The sequence below is a fragment of the Pseudomonas guariconensis genome (assembly GCF_024127895.1).
Lineage (GTDB): Bacteria > Pseudomonadota > Gammaproteobacteria > Pseudomonadales > Pseudomonadaceae > Aquipseudomonas > Aquipseudomonas guariconensis_B.
Window position 1 is genome coordinate 226212 of the sequence record NZ_JAMYBK010000004.1, and the last position, 14937, is coordinate 241148.

Here is a 14937-nt window from a genome sequence, read left to right on the forward strand (position 1 = left end):
TTTGTCGAATGATGCACCCGCTGCTTTCAGCTTTCAATGTTATTTATGTGAAACCGGCTATCTTCTGACGCAATCGCCCTTGGCATGCAGCAATCTGCCTCGGGCGATGGTCGAGATCGGAGTGGACTTTCTTCAGGGAGTAGCGCGATGCACGAGCGCAAGGCGATGTTGATCCTGCATGGCAAGCAAGCCATGAACGAGGAGGTGCGCAGCGCCGTGGGCAGCTTGCGGGAACGGGGCTGGACACTGGACGTGCGCTTGACCTGGGAGGCGGGCGATGCCCAGCGCCTGGTCGATGAGGCCTTGGCGGCCGGTTATCCCCATATCGTGGCCGGTGGCGGCGATGGCACCTTGCGTGATGTGGCCGAGGCCATGGGCCTGGCCGGCGGTCAGGCCAGCCTGGCGCTGTTGCCGCTGGGCACGGCCAATGATTTCGCCAAGGCCGCGGCGGTACCGCTGGAGCCGGATGCCGCCCTGGCCCTGCTGGAGCAACCCGCCCGGGCCATCGACCTGGGCAAGGTCGGCGAGCAACTGTTCCTCAACATGGCCACGGGCGGTTTCGGCAGCCAGGTCACGGCCAATACCTCGGAGGACTTGAAGAAGGTGCTGGGTGCGGCCGCCTATCTGTTCACCGGCCTGTCGCGTTTCAGCGAGCTGCAGGCGGCCTCGGTGGAGCTGCAGGGGCCGGACTTCCACTGGCAGGGCGACCTGCTGGCGCTGGGCATCGGCAATGGCCGCCAGGCCGGGGGCGGGCACGTGCTGTGCCCGCAGGCGGTGGTCGACGACGGCCTGCTGGATATCGGTATCCTGCCCGCACCGCAGGAGATGGTGGGGGCCTTGCGTGAGTTGCTTGCCGGGGAGGAATTGTTCGTCCGTGCCCGCTTGCCCTGGGTGGAAATCAAGAGCTCCCAGGGCCTGGACATCAACCTCGACGGTGAACCGCTGCAGGCCGACAGCCTGCGATTCGAGGCCTGCCCGGGGGCATTGCGCCTGCACCTGCCGGCCGATTCGCCGCTGCTCAGTCGTCCAGGCTGATGATCTTCTCGCGCACGGCGAACAGCACCAGGCCCGCCACGTCGTAGATCTGCAGGCGCTTCATGATCTGCGAGCGGTGGGTTTCCACGGTCTTGATCGACAGGCCCAGGCCGTTGGCGATCTCCCGGGTCGATTTGCCGCGCACGATCAGCCGCAGGATCTCCAACTGGCGGGCGGTCAGGTTGTGCCGGTCGCTGGCAGGCTGCCTGCCCGTCTGGGCGCGTAGCAGGGCCTGGTTGATCACCGTGTGGGCGATGGCCGGGCTGAGGTAGCGCTCGCCGTTGCACAGGGCGAGCAAGGCCTGCTCCAGTTCGGTGGCCGTGGTGTCCTTGAGCAGGTAACCGTGGGCGCCGCTTTCCAGGGCGCGCATGATCAACTCCGGGTCGGTATGCATGGAGAGGATCAGTACCTTGCAGGTGCAACCGCTCGCCCGCAGTTGGGTGAGGGCGTCCAGGCCACCGGTCGAGCGCATGGAAATGTCCAGCAGGACGATATCCGGCGCCAGGCGTTGGACCATCTCCAGCAACTGGCTGCCATCGTCGGCTTCGCCGATCACCGCGTAGCCGGGAATGTCGGCGACCAGGGCGCGGACCCCGGCGCGGATCAGCGAGTGGTCGTCCACCAGCAACAATCTACAGGTCATGGGCAGCGGAGGTCCTGGCACGTTCTCGGGTGCGTGGCGGCCATGGGAACAGGACGTCGATACGGGTGCCCTGGCCAGGTCGACTGGTCACCTGCAGGCTGCCCTGCAGGGCCGTCGCTCGCTCAAGCATACCTGCCATGCCCCGTTGGCCGGCCTTGGCCGGATCGTCGGCGGGGACGAAGCCGCAGCCGTCGTCCTGGATCGACAGGGCGAGGCCTTCGGGTGTGCGTTGCAGGCGGATCGTCAGGTTGCGTGCATGGGCATGGCGCAGCATGTTGGTGACCGCTTCCTGGGTGATGCGAAAGGCGGCCATGGACACGGCTTCGCAGATACCGCCCAGGCGTTGCCGGCATTCCAGGCTCCAGTGCACGTCGGTGTTTTCCAGGGTGCGCAGCAGATGGGCGCGCAGGCTGGCTTCCAGGCCGAGGCTGGCCAGTTGCCGTGGATTGAGGATCGCCGAGACATCGCGCACGTTGGCCAAGGTGTTCTCCAGGGTCGTGCGCAAGGTGGTGCACTGTGTCTGCAACTCGTCGGGCACGCGGCGTTGCAACCAATCGACCTGGAGCTTGGCGGCGGTGAGCAACTGGCCTATGTCGTCATGCAGTTCCCGGCTCAGCCGCTGGCGCTCGCTTTCCTGGACCTTGAGCATGCGGTCGGCCAGTTCCGCCGGGCGCAGGTTGATCGACCGGGCCCCATGGCGCAGTTGCCAACCGACCCCGAACATGGCGGCCAGTTGCAACAGCAACAGGCCGAGCGGCAGCGGTTGCGCACGCAGGCACAGCACCAGGTTGGCAGCCAGCGATGCCACGCACAGGGCGGCGGTCGTCCAGTGCAACAGGGCAGTGCAGGAGCGGCAACGCTGGGGGATCTTCAAGCGTGGGAGCATAGATTGGGAAGCCACTGAATCATCGCTGTTGGAGGCCTTGCATGTGCCAGAGGCTTTGGCGTCCTGCTTTCAGTCAGTCATCGAGTGTGCGTCGAATCGAGCCATACCTGTGACGTGCGCACTTGTTGTGCGCATGGTATCACTTCAGGTTGATTTGGTCGCGACTGGCTAATTGACTGAAACCTCAGGGTTTTCGGGCCGATACGAGCGGTCGTGCGGCCAGTTGGATGGCAATGTGCTGTTACTGGGTGGGTCGGCTTTACTTCCAGGTACAACTCACCGAGCCACCCCGCTCGTTTCGTCTGCACCAAGCCAACGTTCCAAGCTGAAGTTGTGCATGTACCTAGTTGGCTTTCGTGAGGCTCGACGCATTCCCCTGGTTGGGGAGGGTGTGCGGTGGATGCGGGTGGATGCAGGCGTTGCCGCTCTCCTGGCAGGGCCCGCACAATTGCGGGAGTGGCTGGCCCAGGGCGCTGGCCAGTTCGCCAAGCAGCTCGGTCTGTTCCGCAGGGTCCAGGTTCAGGCGGCCGGTGCGTACATCGACCAGTTCCAGTTGCCAGGCCAGCAGGGTCAGGCAGCCCTGCAGGGCGGCCAGGGCGTTGCCTGGCAGGTGCTGCTGGCAGCAGGCGGGGGCGAGCAACTGCTGCAGGCCGGCGGTGTAATGAGACACCTCGAGCAGGCCCAGGGTGTCGGCGCGCCGGGCGAGGGTGGCTAGGGCATCGTTCAGGCAGTGGCAGGCATCAGGGTCGTTGTCGATCAATTCCAGGTGCTGCAGGCACTCCTGGGACTTGGTCAACAAGACTTGGGCGTCCAGCAGGAAATCCTGCAGGGCACTGCTGTTCAGGGGTGCGCTATCCATCATGAAACTCCAGCGTGCGGGGCTGGAGCAGGGGGTGGCGACACCAAAACGATCGCTAGCAAAAGCCTGACTCCGTTCATGCAATGAGAATGGCGTCACATTAATGGCTAACTGATGGCGGGAACATCAGGTTGCACCCGATTGCGCCTAGGGGATTCCCTGATGGGTGGCGACAGGGGCTGTAGGTGCGTGGCAGCAGTAAAGCATGATGTTAAAGTGATATCAATTGCTCGGGCGGCATTTTCCGATAGGGGTCAAGCCGTATCGAAACCCGCCGATACAAGGCAGATGAATTCACTTTCCTGACTCAAGCCTGGAGGTTTTCCAATGGCTGGCATTCTCGACACGGTAGATCAACGAACGCAACTGGTGGGTGAGAACCGCCTGGAAATCCTCATGTTCCGGCTGGCGGGTCGCCAGTTGTTCGCAATCAACGTGTTCAAGGTCCAGGAAGTGCTGCAGTTGCCCAAGTTGACCTTGATGCCACAGCGCCATGCTTTCGTCTGCGGCGTGGTCAACCTGCGCGGGCAGACCTTGCCGGTGATCGACCTGTCCCAGGCGATCGGCATGCGCCCGCTGCAGCCAGGCCCCGACAGCACGATCATCGTCACCGAGTACAACCGCTCGGTGCAGGCCTTCCTGGTGGGCGGTGTCGAGCGCATCGTCAACATGAACTGGGAAGCTATCATGCCACCCCCGTCCAGCGCGGGGCGCCAGCATTACCTCACCGCGATCACCAAGGTCGATGAGCGGCTGGTCGAGGTGATCGACGTGGAGAAGGTGCTGGCCGAGATCGTGCCCTACAGCACCAAGGTTTCCCGCGACAAGCTCGAGGACCCGGTCCTGGCCCGTGCCCGGGGGCGCGAGGTGCTATTGGTGGACGATTCCAGCGTGGCCCTGGCGCAACTGCGTGACACCTTGTCCCAGCTCGGCATGAAGCTGCACGTGGCCAGCGATGGCCTGAAGGCCCTGCGCATGCTCAAGGGATGGGCCGATGCGGGGGAGGATGTCTGCGAAAAGCTGCTGATGGTATTCACCGATGCGGAAATGCCGGAAATGGACGGTTACCGGCTGACCACCGAGATACGCGGGGATGCCCGCCTGCGTGGCCTGTACGTGGTCTTGCACACGTCGCTGTCGGGAAGCTTCAACGAGTCGATGGTGAAGAAGGTCGGCTGCGACGACTTCCTCTCCAAATTCCAGCCCGACCGGCTGGTGGAGGTGGTGCAGCAGCGCTTGATGCTGGACCATGTCATGGCCTAGCTGAGCTGCACTCTACGGCCTGCGCAGGACCTTGTGGGAACGGCCTTGTGTCGCGAAGAGGGCGCGTAGCGGCCCCTGCATCGGGTATAAGCTTGATGTTTTCGACTGGGCAAGGCGGGCAGGATGTTCTTGAGTGCGTTGTATCGGTACCCGGTGAAGTCAGGGCAGGCCCAGGGCCTGCAAGATTCACCGGTTGACCTGTTGGGGTTGCAGGGCGACCGGCGCTGGATGGTAGTGGAGGCGGAGAATGGCCGCTTCCTCACCCAGCGTGCCTGGCCGCGGTTGGGCCAGCTCAAGGCGAGCCATGGCGAAGGCGGGCTACTGCTCGAGACAGCAGGGCAGGCGCCGCTGGAAGTGGCCGTGCCACCTGCCGACGAGGCCCTGCGGGGCGTGACCATCTGGCGCGATACCTTGCGTGTTCCGGATGCTGGCGATGCCGCCGCGGCCTGGCTGAGCGAGCTGCTCGGCAAGCCCGTGCGCCTGGTGCATTGCCCCGAGCAGCGGGCCCGTTATTTGCCCAATGGCTATGGCCTCAACAGTGACCGGGCGGCGTTTCCGGATGGCTTTCCCTTGTTGTTGATCGGCCAGGGTTCGCTGGATGAGCTGAATCGACGCATCGGACGGCCCATGGAGATGCTGCGGTTTCGGCCGAACCTGGTGGTCGAGGGGGCAGCACCGTTCGCCGAGGATGGCTGGAAGCGCATCCGCATCGGCGATATGACGTTTCGGCTGCTCAAGCCCAGCGTGCGCTGCATCCTGACCACGCTCGACCCGCATACCGGCGAGCGCAGTGCTGATCGCGAGCCGCTGGCCACGCTGAAGACCTTCCGCGAGCGGGAAGGGGATGTGCTGTTCGGGCAGAACCTGGCGGCAGATGGCAGTGGCCGGATCGAGGTGGGGATGAAGGTCGAGGTGATCGAGTAGGGCCGCGAAGCGGCCCTGTACCTCACATGTCGTCGAAATACCGTTCGTGCCAATCCACCAACGGTTGCGGCGAATTGAGCTTCTGCCCGTAGATGACCGAGTAGGACAGCACGTTCTGCACGTACTGGCGCGTCTCGTCGAACGGAATGGACTCGACCCACACATCGAAGCTCAGGTGCCTGGCCCCCTTGAGCCATTGCCGCACCCGGCCCGGCCCGGCGTTGTAGGCCGCCGAGGCCAGTACCCGGTTGCCGTTGAACTGCCCGTGCACCTGGCTCAGGTAGGCCGCACCGAGCTGGATGTTCTTGTCCGGATTGAACACCTGGCGCGGTGAGGCCAGCGGGATGTTGAACCGGCGTGCGGTCTCCTTGGCGGTGGCCGGCATCAGTTGCATCAGGCCGCTGGCTCCCACCGGGGAGCGGGCGTCCTCCATGAAGGCGCTTTCCTGGCGGGTGATGGCGAACACCCAGCTCGAATGCAGGCCGCGTACCTTGGCTTCGCGCACCAGGGTGTCGCGGTGGGCCATCGGGAAGCGGATGTCCAGGTCATCCCAGTACTGGGCCTGGCTGATGGTACGGATGGCCGGGAAATACCAGCGCAGCTCGTAGCCCAGCCGTGCCTGGGCGACCATCTCCTCGCGGGTGAAGTGGCGGCTGACGTGGTACCACTCGCGGCGCCCCTCGACGATCTGGCCACGGGCATGGAACTCCAGGGCGCGACGAATGCCTGGGGTATTGCGGACCTTGTTGATCACCTGCTGGCTCAGCACCAGGGGCCGGTTGTTCAACTGGTAGGGGGTCTGCGCCCGGTCGGCGGCGAGGAAGCCATAGAAATCGCGCTCGCGGGCCACGGTCTTGTACAGCAGCGGGATCTGCGGGTCGTTCGGCTGCGCCAGTTCCAGGCTGCGGGCCTGCCAGTAGCGCCAGCGGTTGCTGCTCGCCAGGTCCTGGGGCAGGCGCTTGGTCAACTCGTAGGCCTCTTCCCAGCGGCCCAGGCGCAGCAGTAGGCGCAAGCGCCATTCGCTGACCGTGTTGTCGCGCAGTTCGGGGTCGTAGCGGGTCATCAGGTCGAGCGCACGTGGGTCGTAGCGGCGAGCCAGGGTCAGGCCGATCTCGCGGGCGATGGCTACCTTCTCGTCACGGGAGAAGTGCATGCGCTGGGCATAGCCGTCGAGCAGCGCCATGGCTCGCTCCGGGTCCTGCCGCGCCAGACGACGCAGGCCGAGGCTGACCACGTCGGACATGGCCTCGTTGACTGGCGTGAAACGCGACGGTTGGTTGAGCAACTCGGGCTTTTGCGCCACCTCGACCAGCAGCTTGCCCTGGGGCGCGAGGGTGGTGAGGTTCCTGACCAGGCTGTTGGCCAGGCCGTAGTTGCGTGCCTGGGCCGCCAGCTTGGCGCGGTGCCAGCGCTTGGCCTCGGTCAACTGGCCCTGGGCGGCCCACAGGCTGAACAGAGGATCGCAGGCGGCCGGCTGCGACTTGCCGACGTTCCACAGCTTTTCGGCGGTGGCGAAGCCTTCGGCGCGCAGGCCATGGGTCAGTTGGTACTGGCCGTTGAGGCAGTCCAGCTCGGTGAAGTTGAGCTTGGGGTCGTAGTATTTGACGAAGGTGTTCCAGTCGCCGCGCTCGGCCAGCCAGCGCAGCCAGCGCAGTTTCATCCAGTTGGCCTGGGGCAGGTCGCCATGCTTGGCGAGGAAGCCCTCGATCTCCTGGTTGCTGGCGCTCTTGAGGCGGGCGGTCAGCTCGTCGTAGGCCAGGTAGGGCGTCAGCGGGTAGTCGCGCAGGGCCTGGGCATAGCGCAGGTAGGGGCCCTTGTCGCCCTTGGCCAGGGCGCGCTTGGCCTCGTCGTAGTACCGCCGTTGCTGGGTGATGTCGATGGCGTGTGCCGCGCTCGCGGTGGTGGCGGTGAGCAGCAGGCAGGAAACGAATTGGAACAGGCGGCTGCGCATGATACGTCCGGGCAGTTGAACCATGGGAAAGTGACGGCGAAGCCAGCACTGTTGGGGTTGATTGCCTTAGCTTAGCCGTTTGCCAGCCACGGGTGAAAGCACTGCGCTTGTATCCAATCATTATCTTCGACCGGATGTCGCAAAGCCCCCGGAAGATGGCCTGCCTGATGCCGGGAGAGGGTAAGTCGGGTAGAATGCGCGCCCGGTTTTTGGAGACGATCATGACCCTGCTCAAATTCAGCGATGTGTCCCTCGCGTTCGGCGCCATGCCGCTGCTGGACAAGGTGTCCTGGCAAATCGCCCGTGGCGAGCGGGTGTGCATCATCGGTCGCAACGGTACCGGCAAGTCGAGCATGCTGCGCCTGGTCAAGGGCGAGCAAAAGGCCGATGACGGCGAGATCTGGCGCGCGCCGGGGCTGAAGATCGGCGAGCTGCCGCAAGAGCTGCCGGTGGCCGACGAACGCAGCGTGTTCGACGTGGTCGCCGAGGGCCTGGACGGTGTCGGCGCACTGCTGGCCGAGTATCACCACCTGAGCCAGAACATCCAGGGCGACGCCGACCTGGACAAGCTGATGCGCGTCCAGCACGAGCTGGAGGCCCGCGATGGCTGGCGCCTGCAGCAGGTGGTGGAGAGCACCCTGAGCCGCCTTCAGCTGCCGGCCGACAAGACCCTGGCCGAGCTGTCCGGTGGCTGGCGCCGCCGCGTGCTGCTGGCCCAGGCGTTGGTGTCCGAGCCCGACCTGCTGTTGCTCGACGAACCGACCAACCACCTGGACATCGGTGCCATCGCCTGGCTCGAGGAGGCCTTGAGCGGCTTCAACGGCGCCGTGCTGTTCATCACCCACGACCGTTCCTTCCTGCAGAACCTGGCCACCCGCATCCTCGAACTGGACCGCGGCGGGCTGATCGACTGGAACGGTGACTACGCCAGCTTCCTGGTGCACAAGGAGGCCATGCTGGCCGCCGAGGAAACCGCCAATGCGCTGTTCGACAAGCGCCTGGCCCAGGAGGAGGTGTGGATCCGCCAGGGGATCAAGGCGCGCCGCACCCGCAACGAAGGCCGCGTGCGTGCTCTCAAGGCCCTGCGCGTCGAGCGCAGCCAACGCCGCGAGCGCCAGGGCAAGGCGAACATCCAGCTCGAAGTGGCGGACAAGTCCGGCAAGCAGGTGATGGTGCTGGAGAAGGTCAGCTTCGCCCACCCCGAAGGCCCCCTGCTGGTCAAGGACTTCTCCATGGTCCTGCAGCGCGAGGACCGCATCGGCCTGCTCGGCGCCAACGGTACCGGCAAGACCACGCTGCTCAAGCTGATGCTCGGTGACCTGGAGCCGACCTCGGGGACGATCGAGCGCGGCACCAAGCTGGAGGTCGCCTATTTCGACCAGATGCGCCATCAGCTGGACCTGGAGAAGACGGTGATCGACAACCTGGCCGAAGGGCGCGATTTCATCGAGATCGACGGCCAGAGCCGACATGTGCTGAGCTACCTGGGCGACTTCCTGTTCAGCCCCCAGCGTGCCCGCACGCCGGTCAAGGCGCTGTCGGGCGGCGAGCGGGCGCGGCTGCTGCTGGCCAAGCTGTTCAGCAAGCCGGCCAACCTGCTGGTACTGGACGAGCCGACCAACGATCTGGACGTGGAGACCCTCGAGCTGCTCGAGGAAGTGCTGTCCGGCTTCAAGGGCACCGTGCTGATGGTCAGCCACGACCGTGCCTTCCTCGACAACGTGGTCACCAGCACCCTGGTGTTCGAAGGCCAGGGCAAGGTGCGCGAGTATGTCGGTGGCTACGAGGACTGGATCCGCCAGGGTGGCTCGCCGAAGCTGCTGGGCGTGACCGAGAGCAAGGGCGGCAAGGCCGAACTGGGCAGTGCGGTGGTGGAAAAGCCGGTTGCCGAGGCCGCGCCCACGCCGGCCGTTGCCGCTGCGGCGGAGCCGGCGAAGAAGAAGCTCAGCTACAAACTGCAGCGCGAACTGGAGGCCCTGCCAGGGCAGATCGACGAGCTGGAGCAGCGCATGGCCACGGTGCAGGAAGAGGTCAACGCGCCAGGCTTCTACCAGCGGCCGATCGGCGAAACCTCGGCGGTGCTGGCGAAGCTGGAGCAGATGCAGGCCGAGCTGGACGCGCTGGTCGAGCGCTGGGCCGAACTGGAAGGCTGATGCGCACTGGCCCTTCGCGGGGGTACCCGCGAAGGGCCAGTCTGGCTGAGCGGTGTGCTATCAGCCTTCTTTTTTCTGGAGTCGCACCGCCAGTACGTCGCACGGCGCGCCATGCAGCACGTCGTTGGCTGTGGAGCCGAGCAGCAGGGCCAGGCCGTGGCGGCCATGGCTGCCGACCACGATCAGGTCGCAGTTCTGTTCCTTGGCCAGCTGATGGATCTCCTGGCGTGGCTGGCCGTAGGTCAGGTGCGAGTCGCCACGGTTGATGGTCGGGTATTTGTTGAACAGGCGGTCCATGCGCTCCTTGGCCTGGTCGAACTGTTGCTGCTGCAGTTGCGACAGGTCCATCGGCACGTCGCCACCGAAGGCCATGGCCATGGGTTCGACGATATGCACCAGGGATACCTTGGCACCGGTGGGTTCGGCGAGCTTCATGGCGCGTTTGATCACCGGGTCGCATTCTTCGGTCAGGTCGACGGCGACCAGAAGATGTTCGTAGGACATGAGCGGTACTCCTGACAATCGCGATAGTAGAAGTATGGTCGCTTTCGGGCCGGTCGCCGTGAAACATGGCTAACCGGCTCATTTGCAACGCTTTATGGGATCTACAGATATGACGGTATGGCTGGTGGTGTCAATCCTTGCGCTGATTCTCAGCCCTCTGGCCTGGTTGCGTCCATCGCGCAAGCAGAGCGAGCAGATGAACCTGCGCCTGGAAGGGCGGCGCATGGGGCTGGCCATGCAATTGGCGCCCCAGCAGTGGCCGCACTGGCTGGAGAAAGAGCCGCCCAGCCCGTGCCCACAGTACCACCGGGCGCGGCGCAAGGGGCACGACGACCGCTGGAGCTATTGGCAGGTCACCCCGGGCGTATGGTGGAACCAGTGGCGCGAACCCTGCGAGGAGCCGCGCCTGGCCGAGGCCTTTGCCCGTTTGCCGGCGAGCGTCTACAAGGTCGAGGCCGACAACCGCATGCTGGCCCTGTACTGGAGCGAGCGTGGCGACAAATCTGTATTGCAGGATATTGCCCAGGTCCTCGAGGACCTGGCCTGAAGCCAAAAAAAAGACCGCGGGGCAATCCCGCGGTCCCGGGCAGACCCACCAGGGCGACCCTGGCGTGCCCTCAAGGCCAGGCAGGCCGGTTGAACATCGCCTCGCCAGTGTAGTCACTCATTTCCCGCCTGCTGACATTTTCTGCTGCGCAGGGGCTATCGCTGACATGAATGTCCGGCGATCACTGTCATCATGTTTCCTGCCCATGGGGTGCAAAATGACCGGAAAGTCGCGTTTTCAGGCTGCTTGCGAGCATTTGACAACGTCGATCTTTTCGGAGAATGTGTGCGTACCCAAATCAAACGGGCGTATGAATTGAGCGTTTGTATGTCAGACCGCTCGTACAGAATCCCGACTAGCGCGCTGACGGGTGTGCCTGGGAAAGGGGGCGGGATAGCCGGCCCTTGCACCAGCGATCGGCGTGTACAGTTCAGCTTCCATATCGTGGAGATCAGTTGATGATTTACGAAGGTAAAGCCATCACGGTTAAGGCTCTTGAAAGCGGCATCGTCGAACTGAAGTTCGACCTCAAGGGTGAGTCCGTCAACAAGTTCAACCGCCTGACCCTGGACGAACTGCGCCAGGCCGTGGACGCCATCAAGGCCGACGCCGCCATCGAGGGCGTGATCGTCAGCAGCGGCAAGGACGTGTTCATCGTCGGCGCCGACATCACCGAATTCGTCGACAACTTCAAGCTGCCCGAGACCGAGCTGGTCGCCGGCAACCTGGAAGCCAACCGTATCTTCAGCGACTTCGAGGACCTCGAAGTGCCGACCGTCGTCGCGATCAATGGTATCGCCCTGGGCGGCGGCCTGGAGATGTGCCTGGCCGCCGACTATCGGGTCATGTCCAGCACCGCCAAGATCGGCCTGCCGGAAGTCAAGCTGGGGATCTACCCGGGCTTCGGCGGTACCGTGCGCCTGCCGCGCCTGATCGGTTCGGACAACGCCATCGAATGGATCGCCGCCGGCAAGGAAAACCGTGCCGAAGACGCCCTGAAGGTCGGCGCCGTGGATGCCGTGGTCGCCCCCGAGCTGCTGCCGGCGGCGGCCCTCGACCTGGTCAAGCGTGCCATCAGCGGCGAGCTGGACTACAAGGCCAAGCGCCAGCCGAAGCTGGAAAAGCTCAAGCTCAACGCCATCGAGCAGATGATGGCCTTCGAGACTGCCAAGGGCTTCGTCGCCGGCCAGGCCGGCCCGAACTATCCCGCACCGGTCGAGGCCATCAAGACCATCCAGAAAGCCGCCAACTTCGGCCGTGACAAGGCCCTGGAAGTCGAAGCCGCCGGTTTCGCCAAGCTGGCCAAGACCTCGGTCGCCGAAAGCCTGATCGGCCTGTTCCTCAACGATCAGGAGCTCAAGCGCAAGGCCAAGGCCCATGACCAGATCGCCCACGACGTCAAGCAGGCCGCCGTGCTCGGCGCCGGCATCATGGGGGGCGGCATCGCCTACCAGTCGGCGGTCAAGGGCACGCCGATCCTGATGAAGGACATCCGCGAGGAAGCCATCCAACTGGGCCTGAACGAAGCGTCCAAGCTGCTCGGCAAGCGCGTCGAGAAGGGCCGCCTGACCCCGGCGAAGATGGCCGAGGCGCTCAACGCCATCCGCCCGACCCTGTCCTACGGCGACTTCGCCAATGTCGACATCGTCGTCGAGGCCGTGGTCGAGAACCCGAAGGTCAAGCAGGCCGTGCTGGCTGAGGTGGAAGCCCAGGTCAAGGAGGACGCGATCCTCGCCTCCAATACCTCGACCATCTCCATCAGCCTGCTGGCCAAGGCCCTCAAGCGCCCGGAGAACTTCGTCGGCATGCACTTCTTCAACCCGGTGCACATGATGCCGCTGGTGGAAGTCATCCGTGGCGAGAAGTCCAGTGAAGTGGCCGTTGCCACCACCGTGGCCTATGCCAAGAAGATGGGCAAGAACCCGATCGTGGTCAACGACTGCCCGGGCTTCTTGGTCAACCGCGTGCTGTTCCCGTACTTTGGCGGCTTCGCCAAGCTGGTCAGCGCCGGCGTCGATTTCGTGCGCATCGACAAGGTCATGGAGAAGTTCGGCTGGCCGATGGGCCCGGCCTACCTGATGGACGTGGTCGGTATCGACACCGGCCACCACGGCCGCGACGTGATGGCCGAGGGCTTCCCGGACCGCATGAAGGACGATCGCCGCTCCGCCGTCGACGCCCTCTACGAGGCCAACCGCCTGGGCCAGAAGAACGGCAAGGGCTTCTACGCCTACGAGACCGACAAGCGCGGCAAACCGAAGAAAGTCGCCGACCCGTCGGTGCTGGACGTGCTCAAGCCGATCGTCTTCGAACAGCGTGAAGTGAGCGACGAGGACATCATCAACTGGATGATGATCCCGCTGTGCCTGGAGACCGTTCGCTGCCTGGAAGACGGCATCGTCGAGACTGCCGCCGAGGCTGACATGGGCCTGGTCTATGGCATCGGCTTCCCTCCCTTCCGTGGGGGCGCGCTGCGCTACATCGATTCGATCGGGGTCGCCGAGTTCGTCGCCCTGGCCGACCAGTACGCCGATCTGGGGCCGCTGTACCACCCGACTGCGAAGCTGCGCGAGATGGCCAAGAACGGCCAGCGCTTCTTCAACTGAGCGCCCAACGAGTTAGAGCGAGAATATTGATATGAGCCTGAATCCAAGAGACGTGGTGATTGTCGACTTCGGCCGCACGCCGATGGGCCGTTCCAAGGGTGGCATGCACCGCAACACCCGTGCCGAAGACATGTCCGCGCACCTGATCAGCAAACTGCTGGAACGCAACGACAAGGTCGACCCGAAGGAAGTCGAGGACGTGATCTGGGGCTGCGTCAACCAGACCCTGGAGCAGGGCTGGAACATCGCCCGCATGGCCTCGCTGATGACCCCGATCCCGCATACCTCCGCTGCGCAGACCGTCAGCCGCCTGTGCGGTTCGTCGATGAGTGCGCTGCACACCGCCGCCCAGGCGATCATGACCGGCAATGGCGATGTGTTCGTGGTCGGCGGTGTCGAGCACATGGGCCACGTCAGCATGATGCATGGCGTCGACCCCAACCCGCACCTGTCGCTGCACGCCGCCAAGGCCTCGGGCATGATGGGCCTGACTGCGGAAATGCTCGGCAAGATGCATGGCATCAGCCGTGAGCAGCAGGATCTGTTCGGCCTGCGTTCGCACCAGCTCGCCCACAAGGCGACGGTCGAAGGCAAGTTCAAGGACGAGATCATCCCGATGCAGGGCTATGACGAGAACGGCTTCCTCAAGGTCTTCGACTACGACGAGACCATCCGCCCGGAAACCACCCTCGAAGGCCTGGCTTCGCTCAAGCCTGCGTTCAACCCGAAAGGTGGTACCGTTACCGCCGGTACCTCGTCGCAGATCACCGACGGCGCATCGTGCATGATCGTCATGTCTGGCCAGCGTGCCATGGACCTGGGGATCCAGCCGCTGGCGGTGATCCGTTCCATGGCCGTGGCCGGTGTCGACCCGGCGATCATGGGCTACGGCCCGGTGCCGTCGACGCAGAAAGCGCTCAAGCGTGCCGGCCTGACCATGGCCGATATCGACTTCATCGAGCTCAACGAAGCCTTCGCTGCACAGGCCCTGCCAGTGCTCAAGGATCTGAAAGTGCTCGACAAGATGGATGAGAAGGTTAACCTGCACGGCGGCGCCATCGCGCTGGGGCATCCGTTCGGTTGCTCTGGGGCACGGATTTCCGGCACCCTGCTCAACGTCATGAAGCAAAATGGCGGGACCTTGGGTGTCGCCACCATGTGCGTCGGCCTGGGCCAAGGCATCACGACTGTCTTCGAACGCGTCTGAGTGCGTCGCTGACAGCAGCCGGGGCCTAGCGCCCCGGTTTTTGTTTTTTACAGGATTTGTTCAAGAGGGTGGGCGACATGCAGATACAGCCAGGCGTGTACCGGCATTACAAGGGGCCTGAGTACCGTGTCTTCGGCGTCGCACGGCACTCCGAAAGCGAGGAGTGGGTGGTCTTCTACCAGGCGCTGTATGGTGAATACGGGCTCTGGGTACGACCGCTGTCGATGTTCCTGGAGTCCGTCGAGGTTGACGGCGAGCAGGTGCCACGCTTTGCTTTGGTCAAGGCCGAGGATGGGCTGTTCGGGCGTCCTGCGGCAGCCGACGAGTAGCTGCCCGCGCTTGACCTCACCCTGTTGCCA

At 64.3% G+C, this 14937-nt stretch carries 13 protein-coding genes; 8 read left to right on the top strand and 5 right to left on the bottom strand.

Translation table 11 applies throughout. The features are described 5' to 3' along the window. Window positions 1-147 precede the first annotated feature (147 nt). Window positions 148-1035 carry a lipid kinase YegS gene (yegS, locus tag NJF35_RS07380; RefSeq protein ID WP_225786935.1) on the top strand — a complete coding sequence of 296 codons (888 nt, stop codon included), beginning with the start codon at window positions 148-150 and terminating at the stop codon, window positions 1033-1035. Here yegS and NJF35_RS07385 read toward each other — a convergent pair. From NJF35_RS07385 to NJF35_RS07395, 3 genes are all read right to left on the bottom strand, one after another. Continuing rightward, entirely contained in the window at window positions 1019-1678 is a 660-nt protein-coding gene (locus NJF35_RS07385) for a response regulator (RefSeq protein ID WP_225786934.1), read from the bottom strand. The genes yegS and NJF35_RS07385 overlap by 17 nt on opposite strands. Beyond that, window positions 1668-2564, bottom strand: a complete 897-nt coding sequence (locus NJF35_RS07390; protein ID WP_225786933.1) for a sensor histidine kinase — start codon at window positions 2562-2564, stop codon at window positions 1668-1670. The genes NJF35_RS07385 and NJF35_RS07390 overlap by 11 nt, the downstream gene beginning before the upstream one ends. A gap of 343 nt (window positions 2565-2907) precedes the next feature. After that, window positions 2908-3423, bottom strand: coding sequence for a histidine kinase (locus NJF35_RS07395; protein ID WP_410045834.1), 516 nt, complete (start codon window positions 3421-3423; stop codon window positions 2908-2910). 327 nt (window positions 3424-3750) lie between these two features. Here NJF35_RS07395 and NJF35_RS07400 point away from each other — a divergent pair, with 327 nt between their 5' ends. Together NJF35_RS07400 and NJF35_RS07405 are read left to right on the top strand one after the other, a co-directional pair. After that, on the top strand, window positions 3751-4686 hold the full coding sequence (locus NJF35_RS07400) for a chemotaxis protein CheV (protein ID WP_225786931.1): 936 nt from the start codon (window positions 3751-3753) through the stop codon (window positions 4684-4686). Between the two features lie 123 nt (window positions 4687-4809). Next, window positions 4810-5610 carry an MOSC domain-containing protein gene (locus NJF35_RS07405; RefSeq protein ID WP_253090891.1) on the top strand — a complete coding sequence of 267 codons (801 nt, stop codon included), beginning with the start codon at window positions 4810-4812 and terminating at the stop codon, window positions 5608-5610. 22 nt (window positions 5611-5632) lie between these two features. On the opposite strand, the gene NJF35_RS07410 is transcribed toward NJF35_RS07405, so the two are convergent. Beyond that, a complete protein-coding gene (locus NJF35_RS07410; protein WP_225786929.1) occupies window positions 5633-7561 on the bottom strand; it encodes a transglycosylase SLT domain-containing protein in 1929 nt (642 codons plus the stop codon). 221 nt (window positions 7562-7782) lie between these two features. Between NJF35_RS07410 and NJF35_RS07415 the strand changes: the two genes are divergently transcribed. After that, a complete protein-coding gene (locus NJF35_RS07415; RefSeq protein ID WP_225786928.1) occupies window positions 7783-9714 on the top strand; it encodes an ATP-binding cassette domain-containing protein in 1932 nt (643 codons plus the stop codon). Between the two features lie 60 nt (window positions 9715-9774). On the opposite strand, the gene NJF35_RS07420 is transcribed toward NJF35_RS07415, so the two are convergent. Then, window positions 9775-10218, bottom strand: coding sequence for a universal stress protein (locus NJF35_RS07420; RefSeq protein ID WP_225786927.1), 444 nt, complete (start codon window positions 10216-10218; stop codon window positions 9775-9777). 109 nt (window positions 10219-10327) lie between these two features. On the opposite strand from NJF35_RS07420, the gene NJF35_RS07425 reads away from it, so the two are divergent. The 4 genes from NJF35_RS07425 to NJF35_RS07440 all read left to right on the top strand — a co-directional run bounded on the left by NJF35_RS07425 (window position 10328) and on the right by NJF35_RS07440 (window position 14907). Further along, the gene (locus NJF35_RS07425) at window positions 10328-10765 is read left to right on the top strand and encodes a hypothetical protein (RefSeq protein ID WP_225786926.1); all 438 of its coding nucleotides are present in this window, start codon (window positions 10328-10330) and stop codon (window positions 10763-10765) included. 458 nt (window positions 10766-11223) lie between these two features. After that, window positions 11224-13371, top strand: coding sequence for a fatty acid oxidation complex subunit alpha FadB (fadB, locus tag NJF35_RS07430; protein WP_253090892.1), 2148 nt, complete (start codon window positions 11224-11226; stop codon window positions 13369-13371). Between the two features lie 31 nt (window positions 13372-13402). Then, a complete protein-coding gene (fadA, locus tag NJF35_RS07435) occupies window positions 13403-14578 on the top strand; it encodes an acetyl-CoA C-acyltransferase FadA (RefSeq protein WP_225786924.1) in 1176 nt (391 codons plus the stop codon). 77 nt (window positions 14579-14655) lie between these two features. Next, window positions 14656-14907, top strand: a complete 252-nt coding sequence (locus NJF35_RS07440) for a DUF1653 domain-containing protein (RefSeq protein WP_225786923.1) — start codon at window positions 14656-14658, stop codon at window positions 14905-14907. The last annotated feature ends 30 nt before the right edge of the window (window positions 14908-14937 follow it).

Bases quoted from the DNA above. Each gene is read 5' to 3' on its own strand.
- yegS (WP_225786935.1), top strand. From the start codon at position 148: ATGCACGAGCGCAAGGCGATGTTGATCCTGCATGGCAAGCAAGCCATG.
- NJF35_RS07385 (WP_225786934.1), bottom strand. From the start codon at position 1,678: ATGACCTGTAGATTGTTGCTGGTGGACGACCACTCGCTGATCCGCGCC.
- NJF35_RS07390 (WP_225786933.1), bottom strand. From the start codon at position 2,564: ATGCTCCCACGCTTGAAGATCCCCCAGCGTTGCCGCTCCTGCACTGCC.
- NJF35_RS07395 (WP_410045834.1), bottom strand. From the start codon at position 3,423: ATGGATAGCGCACCCCTGAACAGCAGTGCCCTGCAGGATTTCCTGCTG.
- NJF35_RS07400 (WP_225786931.1), top strand. From the start codon at position 3,751: ATGGCTGGCATTCTCGACACGGTAGATCAACGAACGCAACTGGTGGGT.
- NJF35_RS07405 (WP_253090891.1), top strand. From the start codon at position 4,810: ATGTTCTTGAGTGCGTTGTATCGGTACCCGGTGAAGTCAGGGCAGGCC.
- NJF35_RS07410 (WP_225786929.1), bottom strand. From the start codon at position 7,561: ATGCGCAGCCGCCTGTTCCAATTCGTTTCCTGCCTGCTGCTCACCGCC.
- NJF35_RS07415 (WP_225786928.1), top strand. From the start codon at position 7,783: ATGACCCTGCTCAAATTCAGCGATGTGTCCCTCGCGTTCGGCGCCATG.
- NJF35_RS07420 (WP_225786927.1), bottom strand. From the start codon at position 10,218: ATGTCCTACGAACATCTTCTGGTCGCCGTCGACCTGACCGAAGAATGC.
- NJF35_RS07425 (WP_225786926.1), top strand. From the start codon at position 10,328: ATGACGGTATGGCTGGTGGTGTCAATCCTTGCGCTGATTCTCAGCCCT.
- fadB (WP_253090892.1), top strand. From the start codon at position 11,224: ATGATTTACGAAGGTAAAGCCATCACGGTTAAGGCTCTTGAAAGCGGC.
- fadA (WP_225786924.1), top strand. From the start codon at position 13,403: ATGAGCCTGAATCCAAGAGACGTGGTGATTGTCGACTTCGGCCGCACG.
- NJF35_RS07440 (WP_225786923.1), top strand. From the start codon at position 14,656: ATGCAGATACAGCCAGGCGTGTACCGGCATTACAAGGGGCCTGAGTAC.